Genomic DNA, 13,456 nt, shown 5'->3' on the forward strand with positions numbered 1-13,456 from the left:
ACAGCTCAATGAATGCTGAATTTATTTTAATATCTTTCGATATTGAATTGACTGCGCCGAATAATTACCGAAATAACTATTCTGTTGGTCACTCAGTTTTCAATTGAGACTCTAATTTGTTTGCCTCGCTACCTAAGTAGGTTGGCTGTTAGAACTCAATCTGTACGAGTGCCCACACAGATGATTGCTTTATATTGTTAAAGAACGTTTTGAGTCGCTTTAGCGTCTCAAGGGATGCGAATAATACACCCTTTATTTTCCGAGTCAACACTTAGTTTTAAACTTTCTTTTTGGAAGATTTAAAACCGAAGTTTTATTTAACTCTCTGAGTAGTTCGCTCCTCGCTATGCGTTGGCGTTTCCTGTCTCAGTGGGGTCGCATTATAGGGAGATTCGAGCGGGGGTCAATGTTTTATTTCAGCTTTTTGACAATTAAATGAATTTAGTATGAAAGCTATACAAATAAAGGGCTGCAGGATACTTTTAGTTTAAAAAACACTCATAATTTATGTATTAATTGATGATGTATTAGTAAGGTTTAAACTAAGCTGTATGTTAAACAAACAACACACAGCTTTATTTAAAATTAAAGATTTATTTAGATGCTATTTCCCATACGGCAATAGAGCCTGATATTTCATTTCCAACAATTAAGAGTGGATTTCCTGTTGCACTTTGCTCTGCTGAAACGAATACCATTCCTTCAGGTGCCAAATCGCCTGTAATATTCGCTCCTTTAATTAAGCCTCTATTATAGAAGTAGTCTTCAAATTGCACATTGTATGGATTAGTAATGTCGTAAGCCATAATACCGCCCATACGTTCTAATCCAACAAAAGCAAATGTACGATCGTCAATTTTACCAATAGTCAGCGCTTCAGGCTCTGCGCCTTTATCATCTGAACGTGAGTCACCTTTGTTTTCATCTTCACTATTGTTAAATAATTCACCATGCACAGATGCTGTTATACGTGCTATATCGTCACCTGAATCAAAAACCACCAGCCCATTGCTATCCCAAATAGTAAAAGAACGTGCGCCATAGCCGTAAAGCGATTCGTATTGTCCGTCGTTATTAGTATCGCCTTTTATTGTTGTTACTTTTAAGCGACCAATATCATCATCGTCATTATTTAAGTAATCAAAATTAGCAGCAAGAGTTAAGTCTTCAACGCGGCTTTCATCTATATAAGCTAAGCAGCCATCGTCTTTATCGTAATCAAGTCCGCCCTTTGCTATACAGTCTGCTTCATCCGTTGTATCAAAAAAGTATTCTCTTGCGTCACCTTCGTTGGCAGTAACTATAAAGTTAGCGCCTTTCCAACTAAAGCTTGAGATAGTATCGGGCTGGTACATACCATAGAGCCCTGGGTATGATTTAAAATTCACGCCGCCGTCTTTATCTGAGGCATCAAGTTGTAAGCTTGACCAATCTTTAAAGCCTAAGCCCTTTAGCTCAAGACTGTTGTCTTGTAGGTTAACTATTGCAAGTGCATTGTTTTCTTGAATAGATACATAAGCATATTTGTTATCTTTAGAAATGCTAACGTACTCGGGCTCTAAATCCATAGCTACTGTGGTATTTATTAGATTACCGTTAATAGTACGACCATTTGGGTTTGCAAAAACTACCCCTTGCGCTTCTAGTTCGGTTTGTTTGTTGTTATAGGCTTTAAAATCAATATTTATTGCTGTATCGGCTATTACATTATTTGTTATATCGATAATACTAATAGAACCTTCAGGATCTACGCTGTAGTCGCCACTTGGTTCACCTTCGTTAGCAACCACTGCCTTTGCGCCATCATGGGTGAACGTCACCATGTCTGGTAAAAATCCGACTGTAACATTTTTAATAAATACAGGTGAGTCGCCGCTTATATCGTAAAAAGCAATTTGACCTGTATCACCCGTGCTTTCAGCAGCCATTGCAACCGCTAGTAAATTATTGTTTTCATCAATAGCAATGCTGTTTGCATCGCCTTGGGTATATTCGTTTAAAGACAACGTAATAATGGACGTTAAATTTGTGGCGTTTATAACCCCTTCGTTATCTTTAACGAGTGCGGCAGTATCAAAGGTGTCGGCGGGTAAAATATTAACAACAGCGTCATCGCCTGAACTGTTAATAGCGTAAATCCATTTTTTAGATGCTTGATATGCAACTATTTCAGCTGCACCTTCTGGGCTTTGTGCATTTAATACACCTCTACCCACAAGGTTAATATTTAATGCTGAATTGGCATTTATACCATTTAACCCATTAGTTCCATCTGTGCCTTGTTCTCCCTGTAATCCTTGAGAGCCGTTTTGACCATCGTCACCATCAAGTGAGCAACCAGTAAGAACAGATATAAGTGACAGCGCAATAATTGATTTTTTAAACATGTAATTTTCCTTAGTATTGTATTTACTAAATATCAACACACAGGCATGACAAGATTATGGCAGTTTTAATACAGCCCTTAGCCTAAGTAATTAGCTTATACGCTAGCGGAGTTATTAAAATTAAAGCGGCCGTATAGCCAAGAATTTTTACAGTCGGGGAATAATCTCGTTTAATTGCAACCCCTAGCAAAGGTCTAAGTACATCAATACGTGTAATACCCCATGTAATAACACCGCAAAAAGACCAAGTCCCTGTAATAATGATGAATGGTTCAGCAACAGGCCCTAAACTTAAAGGCTGTAGTAAAAAACACAAAATAATCAAAATGCTTTGATGCAATAAATAAAAGGGAAACACCCATACATTGAGCTGTTTTAAATAGTAAGTATTAAAATTTAAAAATCGGTGAGCGAACGCGAGTACAAAAAATACACCTACAACACGTTGAATATTGTAGCTAGCGCTTAAAATAAAATGAGGAAGAGTAAACACCTTCTGATAACTTAATATTATAAGTACAAACAAAACCGCAAAACTCAAAGCCAGTAATACCAAGTTTTTATTTAAGCAGTTCCAAAAGTAAGTGTTTTTGGCAAGTATGTATCCTGCGAGTAGCAGTATTAAGCCGTTAGTCTCTCTGATTGAATCGCCAGTTAAGTAATGGCTTGTAAATAGTACGGCAATAGTGAGCAAGGTAATTAAAAGCCCAAATGACATATCCCCTTTAACAAATGTTTTTAAAGGCGTAATAAAAGGCAAGCGTGCAAAAAGAGTTAAAACAATAATGATCAGCATAAATTGCCACAACGAGCGCAAATACCATAAGTGATTTACATCCACATTCGGCCACACTCCAGACTGATAATTAATAAAAAGCGTATTGTTCGTCTCTATAAAAGCTAAATAAAATTGCCAATAGCTAATATCAATAACACCTTGCTGTGACATTTCTGCAAACAGCTGTAAAGGCACTATTAACCATAACCCCACCAGCAAGGGTAATAGTAAAAAAATAGAGCGGTATAAGGTGAAATGTAACCAAGACTTAAAGCTGCTTACTTTATCAATCATAAAACGCAGTGCTACGCCCGATATAAACCAAATGAGCAACATGCGCCAAGGTGAAAACACCAACATTAAATATTCAACATACTGTGATGTATAATTACTCTTAAAATGAAACCCCCAGCTTTCGCTATACAACATGCCAATGTGATAAAAAATTAGCGACGCAAATGCGATTACCCTAAGCCAATCAAGATAATATTTACGCGAATTAACTAATGAAGGTTGTTGTACTTGAGTGCTCATGCTTTTACTACTTTATGTATGCTATGCGCTATTCATACCTAAATCTCTCGCTAAAACTATCTATAAGTGCTTATATTACAAGCAATAGTGATAAAAGGTGGTATACAGGGATAAGCGTGCCACATCAGCAATAAGCATACATTTATGAACCTACAGCACTTTCAACGTTTTCAAAGCATTTACGCATCAGTATTACTGTGTGCTTACGTATTAATTAATAATACAGTAAACGCTACAACCCAAATAATGGAAGCCCAAAGAGAAGGGGCTTTAACTTTTTTAATGTGGGAGCCATTTGTTTGGGAGTATTCAAGTGCCTTGAGTACTTTGCTTATATTCCCTATTTTAATTTGGTTTTTAAGACACTTATCTTTTAATTGGCAAAATATTACAGCCTCATTAGGTATGTACTTTGGTGCCTCTATTATATTTAGCGTGTTACACGTTGGTATTATGGTAGGGGTTCGTAAATTCATATATTTGTTGAATGATGGGTCTTACAACTTTGGACTTAGCTGGTTTGAGCTTATTTATGAATACCAGAAAGACGCTATAAGTTTTGTGTTTTTCATCGTACTTATCAAAGTATATCAATATGTGGTGCAGCAGTTACTAGGTGAAGCCTCTTCAATTGAAGAAAGTGAGCAGCAAACAGCATCGACCATAAACCGCCTATTAGTTAAAAAGCTCGGAAAAGAATTCATTATAAAAATAGAGGATGTTGATTGGCTTGAATCGTCGGGTAATTATGTAAACCTACATATAGGCTCACGCATATATCCGTTAAGGACAACGCTTACAGCATTGAGCAAACAACTTGAAGTACAGGGATTTTGTAGAATTCACCGCAGCCATGGCGTAAAACTCGATAAAGTGGAGTCCATTACAGCACTCCCCAGTGGCGACAGTGAAATAAAACTAACAACAGGTAAAGTACTTAACTTGTCTAGACGCTATAAAGAGCAATTTAAACTTCAGCTAAAATAAAAAAGGCTACCTAAGTAGCCTCTATTGTTATTTTTTAACTGGGCGTTTCCAACCCGTTAAATTACGCTGTTTAGAGCGTGCTATTGCTAATTGATCATCTTCAACGGTACTGGTGATCACAGAGCCTGCACCAATTGTTGCAGTTGCACCTATATTTACTGGAGCAACGAGTGATGAATTAGAACCAATAAAGGCATTATCGCCAATAATAGTTTTTGCTTTGTTAACACCATCGTAGTTACAGGTAATAGTGCCAGCGCCAATATTCACTTTTTCGCCAATTTCAGCATCACCTAAATAACTTAAGTGGTTGGCTTTAGAGCCTTTACCTAGTCGGGTTTTTTTCATCTCAACAAAGTTACCAATGTGTGAGTCTTCTTCCATTACAGCGCCTGGGCGAAGGCGAGCATAAGGACCAAGCGTACACTTATCTGCAACTGTGGCATCTTCAATCAGCGTATTAGCTTTAATAATAACGTTATCACCAATACTACAATTTTTAAGGACACAGTTAGGACCTATTTGTACATTATTACCAAGCGTGACTGTGCCTTCAAAAATAACGTTTACGTCGATAAGTACATCTTCACCGGTGGTAACTGTTCCTCGCACATCAATACGCGCAGGGTCAGCAAGTGTTGCGCCATTTAACATTAACTCTTCTGCTTGCCATGCTTGGTAAGCGCGCTCTAAGCCTGCAAGTTGTACGCGGTTATTTGCGCCCTCAACTTCCATTGCATGGTCTGGCTGAGCTGAAGTGATTTCTACGCCTTCACTGTGAGCCATTGCAACGATATCTGTTAAGTAGTACTCGCCTTGTGCATTATTGTTAGATAAGTTACCTAACCATGTTTTTAATAGCTTACCGTTAACAGCCATAATGCCTGTATTTACTTCGTTAATAAGTAACTGCTCTGGACTTGAATCTTTTTGCTCAACAATACCAACTAACTTACCACCGGCACGAAGCATTCGACCATAGCCATTTGGGTTTACCAAATTTACCGTTAATACAGCTAAACCATTTTTAGGTGTTGCGGCTAATAAACGCTCTAATGTTGATTGTTTTGTTAGTGGTACATCACCGTATAAAATTAATACTGTGTCTTCATCATTAACATAAGAGTTGGCTTGCGCTACTGCGTGGCCAGTACCAAGTTGTTCAGCTTGAAGTACCCAATTTACATTGTTATCGGCAAGTTGTTGTTGTAATAGTTCGCCGCCGTGTCCGTAAACTAGGTTTGTAGTCGTTGCACCTAATGCCATCGCATTATCAATAACGTGCTGCACCATTGGTTTACCTGCAACTTTGTGCAAAACTTTAGGTAGAGCAGAGCGCATACGAGTACCTTTACCCGCAGCAAGAATAATAGTTGTTAGAGCCATTAAAACAATTTCCTTTTTTCGTTGTTTTAGCTAAATAAGTCTTATGTTCGATCAGAAGATTACGTAAATCACTTCTTGTGCAAATACTCAGTAGGTTAGTTTATTAGTACTGAATCTTGACTGAAAAAACACACTTAATTGGATGACGTTATTGTAGCGAGGATTGGTGAAGGATATAAGTGAAAATTATCGTTATAGTGCTTTCATTCTTATTAAATTAAAAAGTAAAAAACTCAATAAAGCTTACTTAGGCACTTCTATAGCTTTTACTAGCTTATTATTGTTAATAGTAATAGTGGTAAAGGCTAGAGTACCAAGCTCTTTTGCATAGCTTAGCTGTGTTATCAAACCAACCTTTAATGTGTAAATAAGCTCAGCATTCGCTTTAAAGCCTAAATTCAAATCATATAAATAGATATTAGAGCCATCAGAATGAAAAAGTTTATTATCATTAAGTGCAAATGAATGCTTGTATAGAACAGAGTTTAATTCAAATTCATGGGTTATCAAATTATTCCAACTATCAAAAATCTGTAACTTATTTTGCGCAGAAAGGAATATAAACTTTGAGGTTGAAAGTTGCTCAAACCAAACTGGATTGCTAATTGGTAGCAACATACTTTTTTTGGTAGCCCTATCATATAGGTAAGCCGTGTTACTGGTAGCTGTATCACCCCGCAAAATGTAGCCTATATTTTTGTTATTCAAATACTCTACATTTACAATATTACCATCAACTGTAATAGTATCTTTTAAACTTAACTCAGCAGTGTCGCGGATATCAATTACATTGCTCTTTAATGCTAATAGCTCTTCCCCATCACTTGAAACTTTCATTATTGAAAAATCAATAATGTTTGATTTAATACTCACAGTACCCGTAGCAGTATCTAAAACAGCTAACCTTTTTATTTGTGCATCATTAAGTAAATAATAAATATATCCATTATTAGTGTTCTGAGCGTTGAATGTATTTATATTTTCCGGTGCAATATCTTCTAAATTAAGGGCATCTAAACTGAGTTGATAAATGTGGCGGGTGTACGGGTATTGTGTCGCTAGCATTTCACTTGGGCTCAAAGGTAACGTAGTTGAATAACCTGAAACTCCCTGCATAGATACTTTTTGAAGTAATTTTTGACTAACGAGGGAGTACTGATAAAGAATATTATCAACATTATCGTACCAAAGTAATGAGTTCGATTTTTGATCGTAGTTTAATGACCAGATACGATTTTTGGTCGTATAAAGGTGAGTTTGAGCTCCGCCTTCAGTATCTGCAATGTACAATTCACTAAAACCAAATTGATGGCGCTCGAAAACCACCTTATTTTTATCTTCTATATGAGCCAGAAATTTATCACCGTAAGAATTTAAATTGGGAGAGCTTATTTGATACTCTTCACCCGTTATGAGGTTACGATTCATCAATACAGCAAGCTCATCCCGATTACGGTAACCAAGTTTGGAATATACAAAATTCGTATTATTAACCCCTTCACCAAAAAAAGGTAAATTATTACAATCAAACAAATGCTTTGCTTCACCTATAAAATTACTATCAATAATAAACACTTGGCAGTCTTTCTTGCCACTATTCTGTCTATAAATAATATCACTATTATTATATGACCAACCAACTGGAGTTAATTCATATCCTATTTTAAATAATACCTTTTCTCTGCCTGTAATAAGATCTTTATTGATTAAATAAGACTCTAGCCCTTCATTTTTTGAAACAATAAACGCTAAGTTCTTTTCATTAGGTGAAAGTACAAGAAAACTATGGGTTCCATCTTTCATTGATAAAACCTCTTCTTGGTAGTCTTTGTAAGTTGTTTTTACTTCACGATTTTTGACTGGCCAAATAAAAGAAATTAACAGGATACTAACTAATAAAAGTAGTAGGAACGCCCTTAAGCGAGTTTTATTTATTACAGGTTTTGCTTTTTTTATTACATCTGGTTTATTAAGGTTATCTATGGGGAGGTTTTGGTATTCGCTTCCAATAAATTCAACGCTAGGAACAAAACTATATCCTTTACGATAATGGGTTTTTACTACTAGCTCGCTTTGTTGCGGCGATTTTAATATTTTGCGAAGTTCTGAAATAGCTCGATTAATGGCGTTATCGTCAACATAAGTCTGACACCAAACATCTTCAATTAGATTTTCGCGGGTAATAATCATGTTTTGATTTAAGATAAGGTAACTTAAAATTTTGTACAGTAGTGGCTCTAACTCTTTTTCTACAGTGCCATCACTAATTATTTGCCGCTTTATATTTAAACACCAAGCACCAAATTTGACTTCTACTACTGAATCAGAAAACTCTGCTTGTTTCATTTTTTCACTTACTTTATATCCTTATAGCAGTCTATTCGTTGCTTGATTTTCACAATAAACCGCCACACTCCATTAACTGAAGGTTAACAGTTTAGTGTTTCAGTGTCATCTCTTCAGGCACAAAAAAGCCCACTTAAAGTGGGCTTTTTACAAACCGGATAGGCTTACTTGTGACGTAATTGCTGAATTACGCGTAACTGAGCAACTGCTTCTGCCAGTCGCGTAGCCGCTTGCTGATAATCAAACTCAACAGCTGACGAATTCGCCATATGTTCTTCAGCTTCACGTTTAGCTTTTTGTACAGAATCTTCATCTAAATCTTCACCACGAACCGCAGTATCTGCAAGAATCGTGATGTGATTTGGTTGAACTTCTAATGTACCGCCAGCAACATATATCACATCTTCGTGACCAAATTGCTTAACTAAACGTACCATACCAGGTTTAAGGGCAGTTAGTAGTGGAGCATGGCCTAGGTTTACACCCAGCTCGCCTTCACTACCAGATACTTGAATCGATTCAACAAGACCAGAGAACAAACTCTGCTCAGCGCTTACTACGTCAAGATGTACAGTCATAGCTGTCATACTACCCTCCTAGTTACATGCCTTTGGCTTTTTCTTGAGCTTCTTCGATAGAGCCAACCATGTAGAACGCTTGCTCTGGCATATCATCAAATTCACCGTTTAAGATGCCTTTAAAGCCAGAAATTGTATCTTTTAGTGATACGTACTTACCAGACGCGCCTGTAAACACCTCTGCCACGAAGAATGGCTGAGATAGGAAACGTTGGATTTTACGTGCACGAGATACAAGTTGCTTATCTTCGTCAGAAAGCTCGTCCATACCTAGGATTGCAATGATGTCTTTAAGTTCTTTATAACGCTGAAGAACTGTTTGAACGCCACGTGCTGTATCGTAGTGCTCTTGACCAATTACTTGTGGGTCAAGTTGACGTGAAGATGAATCAAGTGGGTCTACCGCTGGGTAGATACCAAGTGACGCGATATCACGTGAAAGTACTACTGTTGCGTCTAAGTGAGCAAAGGTAGTTGCTGGAGATGGATCCGTTAAATCATCCGCAGGTACGTATACCGCTTGGATTGATGTAATTGAACCCGTCTTAGTAGAAGCGATACGCTCTTGAAGCACACCCATTTCTTCAGCAAGTGTAGGCTGGTAACCTACCGCTGATGGCATACGACCAAGTAGTGCAGATACTTCTGTACCAGCAAGAGTATAACGGTAGATGTTATCTACGAAGAAAAGTACATCGCGACCTTCATCACGGAACTTTTCAGCCATAGTAAGACCAGTTAACGCTACGCGTAAACGGTTACCAGGAGGCTCGTTCATCTGACCGTATACAAGCGATACTTTATCAAGTACGTTTGAATCGTTCATCTCATGGTAGAAATCGTTACCCTCACGTGTACGCTCACCAACACCTGCGAATACTGAGTAGCCGCTGTGCTCGATTGCGATGTTACGGATAAGTTCCATCATGTTTACAGTTTTACCAACACCGGCACCACCGAATAAACCAACTTTACCACCTTTAGCAAACGGACATACAAGGTCGATAACCTTGATACCAGTTTCTAAAAGTTCAACTGAACTTGATTGCTCTTCGTATGAAGGTGCTGCACGGTGAATAGACATACGGTCTTCTTCGCCGATTGGACCCGCTTCATCGATTGGCTCACCAAGTACGTTCATGATACGACCAAGTGTTGCTTTACCAACTGGAACTTGAATCGATTCACCTGTATTCATAACTAAAGCACTACGACGTAAACCATCAGTAGTACCCATAGCGATAGTACGCACTACACCGCCACCTAGCTGTTGTTGAACTTCTAGAGTCAAACCAGCTAAATCGCCATCTGTTACTCTTAGTGCGTGGTATACCGCTGGCACGCTATCTTGTGGAAATTCAATATCCACAACGGCGCCGATAATTTGGACGACCTTACCTAAACTCATGTCTATTCCTCTCGTTAATCTTTACCCGAAGCATTAAACTGCTGCTGAGCCAGAACAAATCTCACTAATTTCTTGTGTGATTGCTGCTTGGCGAGCCTTGTTATAAACAAGCTGTAGCTCGTCCATAAGGTCACCTGCGTTATCAGTTGCAGCTTTCATTGCAACCATACGAGCAGCCTGTTCAGAGGCAGCATTTTCTACCACACCTTGGTATGCTTGAGACTCAATAAAGCGTACTAACAAAGACTCTAAAATAGCCTCTGGATTTGGCTCGTATAAGTAATCCCATGTGTGAGCAGATACTTCTTCTTCAGCTTTTGGCAAAGGGAGTAACTGATCTATAATTGGCTCTTGCCTCATGGTATTAACGAATTTGTTATATACCAAGAATAAACGGTCTATTTTGCCTTCAGAAAATGCATCAAGCATAACTTTTACAGGACCAATAACGTCTTGTACTGAAGGTTTATCTCCTAGGCCCGCTTTTTTAGCGAGTAGTTGACCACCAAAACGTTGAAAGAAGCCAGCTGCTTTACTACCTAAAGTAGCAAATTCAGCATCAACACCTTTTTCTTTCCACGCTTTAACATCAAGTGCAACTTTCTTAAACTCGTTTGAGTTTAGACCGCCACACAGACCACGGTCTGTAGAGATAACAATATAACCAACTCGTTTCACTTCACGATCTTTTAAGAACGGGTGAGTAAAATCAAGATTTGCTTGAGCAACACGACCAATTACTTCACGTAATTTGTCAGCGTATGGACGGCTTGAAGCAACGCGTTCTTGCGCCCTTTTCATTTTAGACGCAGCAACCATTTCCATTGCGCTAGTGATCTTTTGAGTATTTTTAATACTCCCGATCTTGCTTTTAATCTCTTTTCCGCTGGCCATGACTCTCTCTCCGAATCAAGGTGTGCTTTAGTTTCCTAAAGCGCACCATTAATAACTAAATTACCAAGTTTGCGTAGACTTGAACTTCGTTAGAAGTTCTTTAAGCTGCGCTTCGATCTCGGCATTCAAGTTACCAGTTTCATTGATTTGAGCCACAAGCTCTGCGTATGTGCTATTTGCATACGAAAGTAAAGCTGCTTCAAAGTCACCGATTTTCGCGATTTCGATGTCTTGAAGGAAGCCTTTTTCAGCAGCAAATAACGACAAAGACATATCAGCAACAGACATTGGCGCGTACTGTTTCTGCTTCATTAGCTCTGTTACACGCTCACCATGCTCAAGTTGAGCACGAGTTGCATCATCAAGGTCAGACGCGAACTGCGAGAACGCAGCTAATTCACGGTACTGAGCTAGGGCTAGACGAATACCGCCACCTAGTTTCTTAACGATTTTAGTTTGTGCAGCACCACCAACACGCGATACCGAGATACCAGCATTTACTGCCGGACGGATACCTGAGTTAAATAAGTCAGTTTCTAAGAAGATCTGACCATCGGTGATAGAGATAACGTTAGTCGGTACGAACGCAGAAACGTCGCCGCCTTGAGTTTCAATGATTGGCAATGCCGTCAATGAACCAGTTTTACCTTTCACTTCACCATTAGTGAACTTTTCAACGTAATCTGCGTTTACACGCGATGCACGCTCTAAAAGACGAGAGTGAAGGTAGAATACGTCACCTGGGTATGCTTCACGGCCTGGTGGACGCTTAAGTAGTAATGAAATTTGACGGTAAGCAACTGCTTGCTTAGACAAATCATCATATACGATTAATGCGTTTTCACCACGGTCACGGAAGTATTCACCCATAGTACAGCCCGCGAACGGTGCTAAGTACTGAAGTGCCGCAGATTCAGAAGCAGATGCAACAACTACGATAGTATTTGCTAATGCACCATGCTCTTCTAATTTACGAACTACGTTTGCAATAGTAGATGCTTTTTGACCAATCGCAACGTACACACACTTAACGCCTGTGTCTTTTTGATTGATGATTGCATCGATTGCTAGTGCAGTTTTACCTGTTTGGCGATCACCAATGATAAGTTCACGTTGACCACGACCAACTGGAATCATCGCATCAATAGATTTATAACCAGTTTGAACTGGCTCATCTACAGATTTACGCTCGATTACACCTGGTGCAATTTTTTCTACAGGTTCAAACCCGTCGTTATCTAGAGCGCCTTTACCATCGATTGGAGCACCTAGTGTGTTTACAACACGACCAAGTAAACCAGGACCAACAGGAACTTCTAAAATACGACCAGTTGTATATACTTTTACGCCTTCAGTAAGGTCAGCGTACGGACCCATTACTACTGCACCAATTGAGTCGCGCTCAAGGTTTAGTGCGATAGCATAACGGCTGCCAGGAAGCTCAATCATTTCACCTTGCATACAGTCAGCAAGACCGTGGATGCGGATGATACCGTCAGTAACAGATACAATAGTACCTTCGTTACGAGCTTCACTTACAACTTCGAACTTCTCAATACGTTGTTTGATCAGATCTGAAATTTCAGTGGAATTAAGTTGCATGCTCTTTTTCCCAATTACGATTGTAGTGTTGTAGCTAAGCGGTTTAATTTACCGCGAATAGTACCGTCGATTACAGTGTCACCAGACCTAATAATAAGTCCACCAACCACTGACGCGTCTTCACTACAATTCAGCTTAACTTTGCGTGCGAAACGTTTTTCAAGTGCCGCTACCAATGACTCTTGTTGCGCAGCAACAAGAGGAGTTGCAGAAATCACATCTACTTCGATTTCTTTATCGTATTCTGCTTTAAATTCAGCAAATAACTGTGCAACTTCAGGTAGAGCTGTCAAACGTCCATTTTCAGCCATCACCTTAACTAGGTTCTGACCTTGTTCGTTGAGCTGCTCAGCACAAAGTTGAATAAATAATTCAGCTTGTGCAGTAGCTGTAGGCATACTCGCTAAAACAGACGATGCTTGCTCATTGCTGGCTACATGGCCTGCAAAGAACAACATATCATTCCAGCTTTCTAGAGTGCCTTTCTCAACGGCAAGTTCAAAAGCCGCTTTAGCGTATGGGCGAGCGATAGTAGTCAAATTAGACATGCTCATAC

At 38.9% G+C, this 13,456-nt stretch carries 10 protein-coding genes; 1 reads left to right on the forward strand and 9 read right to left on the reverse strand.

Annotation, left to right across the window (positions count from 1 at the left end):
* Window positions 1-593: 593 nt before the first annotated feature.
* Both QL995_RS19910 and QL995_RS19915 read right to left on the reverse strand, forming a co-directional pair.
* Window positions 594-2,387, reverse strand: coding sequence for a choice-of-anchor I family protein (locus QL995_RS19910; protein WP_290294922.1), 1,794 nt, complete (start codon window positions 2,385-2,387; stop codon window positions 594-596).
* An 82-nt stretch (window positions 2,388-2,469) separates the two neighbouring features.
* On the reverse strand, window positions 2,470-3,699 hold the full coding sequence (locus QL995_RS19915; RefSeq protein ID WP_290294923.1) for an acyltransferase family protein: 1,230 nt from the start codon (window positions 3,697-3,699) through the stop codon (window positions 2,470-2,472).
* A 144-nt stretch (window positions 3,700-3,843) separates the two neighbouring features.
* Between QL995_RS19915 and QL995_RS19920 the strand changes: the two genes are divergently transcribed.
* The gene (locus tag QL995_RS19920; protein WP_290294924.1) at window positions 3,844-4,686 is read left to right on the forward strand and encodes a LytTR family DNA-binding domain-containing protein; all 843 of its coding nucleotides are present in this window, start codon (window positions 3,844-3,846) and stop codon (window positions 4,684-4,686) included.
* Window positions 4,687-4,713: 27 nt separating this feature from the next.
* Here the strand turns inward: QL995_RS19920 and glmU are convergent, their stop codons facing one another.
* The 7 genes from glmU to atpH all read right to left on the reverse strand — a co-directional run bounded on the left by glmU (window position 4,714) and on the right by atpH (window position 13,448).
* Entirely contained in the window at window positions 4,714-6,072 is a 1,359-nt protein-coding gene (glmU, locus tag QL995_RS19925; RefSeq protein WP_024592267.1) for a bifunctional UDP-N-acetylglucosamine diphosphorylase/glucosamine-1-phosphate N-acetyltransferase GlmU, read from the reverse strand.
* 243 nt (window positions 6,073-6,315) lie between these two features.
* Window positions 6,316-8,418, reverse strand: a complete 2,103-nt coding sequence (locus QL995_RS19930) for a winged helix-turn-helix domain-containing protein (protein ID WP_169061389.1) — start codon at window positions 8,416-8,418, stop codon at window positions 6,316-6,318.
* A 164-nt stretch (window positions 8,419-8,582) separates the two neighbouring features.
* On the reverse strand, window positions 8,583-9,005 hold the full coding sequence (locus QL995_RS19935; RefSeq protein ID WP_007377666.1) for a F0F1 ATP synthase subunit epsilon: 423 nt from the start codon (window positions 9,003-9,005) through the stop codon (window positions 8,583-8,585).
* A gap of 13 nt (window positions 9,006-9,018) precedes the next feature.
* The gene (gene atpD, locus QL995_RS19940; protein WP_007585971.1) at window positions 9,019-10,404 is read right to left on the reverse strand and encodes a F0F1 ATP synthase subunit beta; all 1,386 of its coding nucleotides are present in this window, start codon (window positions 10,402-10,404) and stop codon (window positions 9,019-9,021) included.
* 33 nt (window positions 10,405-10,437) lie between these two features.
* Entirely contained in the window at window positions 10,438-11,298 is an 861-nt protein-coding gene (atpG, locus tag QL995_RS19945; protein ID WP_007585974.1) for a F0F1 ATP synthase subunit gamma, read from the reverse strand.
* Window positions 11,299-11,358: 60 nt separating this feature from the next.
* Window positions 11,359-12,900: a F0F1 ATP synthase subunit alpha gene (atpA, locus tag QL995_RS19950; RefSeq protein ID WP_007585976.1), complete on the reverse strand. Its 1,542-nt coding sequence runs from the start codon at window positions 12,898-12,900 to the stop codon at window positions 11,359-11,361.
* Between the two features lie 14 nt (window positions 12,901-12,914).
* Window positions 12,915-13,448, reverse strand: coding sequence for a F0F1 ATP synthase subunit delta (gene atpH, locus QL995_RS19955; RefSeq protein ID WP_007585978.1), 534 nt, complete (start codon window positions 13,446-13,448; stop codon window positions 12,915-12,917).
* Window positions 13,449-13,456: the final 8 nt, after the last annotated feature.

It is taken from the genome of Pseudoalteromonas sp. APC 3358 (assembly GCF_030408075.1).
GTDB classification, from domain to species: Bacteria; Pseudomonadota; Gammaproteobacteria; order Enterobacterales; family Alteromonadaceae; genus Pseudoalteromonas; species Pseudoalteromonas arctica.

Bases quoted from the DNA above. Each gene is read 5' to 3' on its own strand.
- atpH (WP_007585978.1), bottom strand. From the start codon at position 13,448: ATGTCTAATTTGACTACTATCGCTCGCCCATACGCTAAAGCGGCTTTT.
- QL995_RS19915 (WP_290294923.1), bottom strand. From the start codon at position 3,699: ATGAGCACTCAAGTACAACAACCTTCATTAGTTAATTCGCGTAAATAT.
- QL995_RS19910 (WP_290294922.1), bottom strand. From the start codon at position 2,387: ATGTTTAAAAAATCAATTATTGCGCTGTCACTTATATCTGTTCTTACT.
- atpA (WP_007585976.1), bottom strand. From the start codon at position 12,900: ATGCAACTTAATTCCACTGAAATTTCAGATCTGATCAAACAACGTATT.
- atpG (WP_007585974.1), bottom strand. From the start codon at position 11,298: ATGGCCAGCGGAAAAGAGATTAAAAGCAAGATCGGGAGTATTAAAAAT.
- QL995_RS19935 (WP_007377666.1), bottom strand. From the start codon at position 9,005: ATGACAGCTATGACTGTACATCTTGACGTAGTAAGCGCTGAGCAGAGT.
- glmU (WP_024592267.1), bottom strand. From the start codon at position 6,072: ATGGCTCTAACAACTATTATTCTTGCTGCGGGTAAAGGTACTCGTATG.
- QL995_RS19930 (WP_169061389.1), bottom strand. From the start codon at position 8,418: ATGAAACAAGCAGAGTTTTCTGATTCAGTAGTAGAAGTCAAATTTGGT.
- atpD (WP_007585971.1), bottom strand. From the start codon at position 10,404: ATGAGTTTAGGTAAGGTCGTCCAAATTATCGGCGCCGTTGTGGATATT.
- QL995_RS19920 (WP_290294924.1), top strand. From the start codon at position 3,844: ATGAACCTACAGCACTTTCAACGTTTTCAAAGCATTTACGCATCAGTA.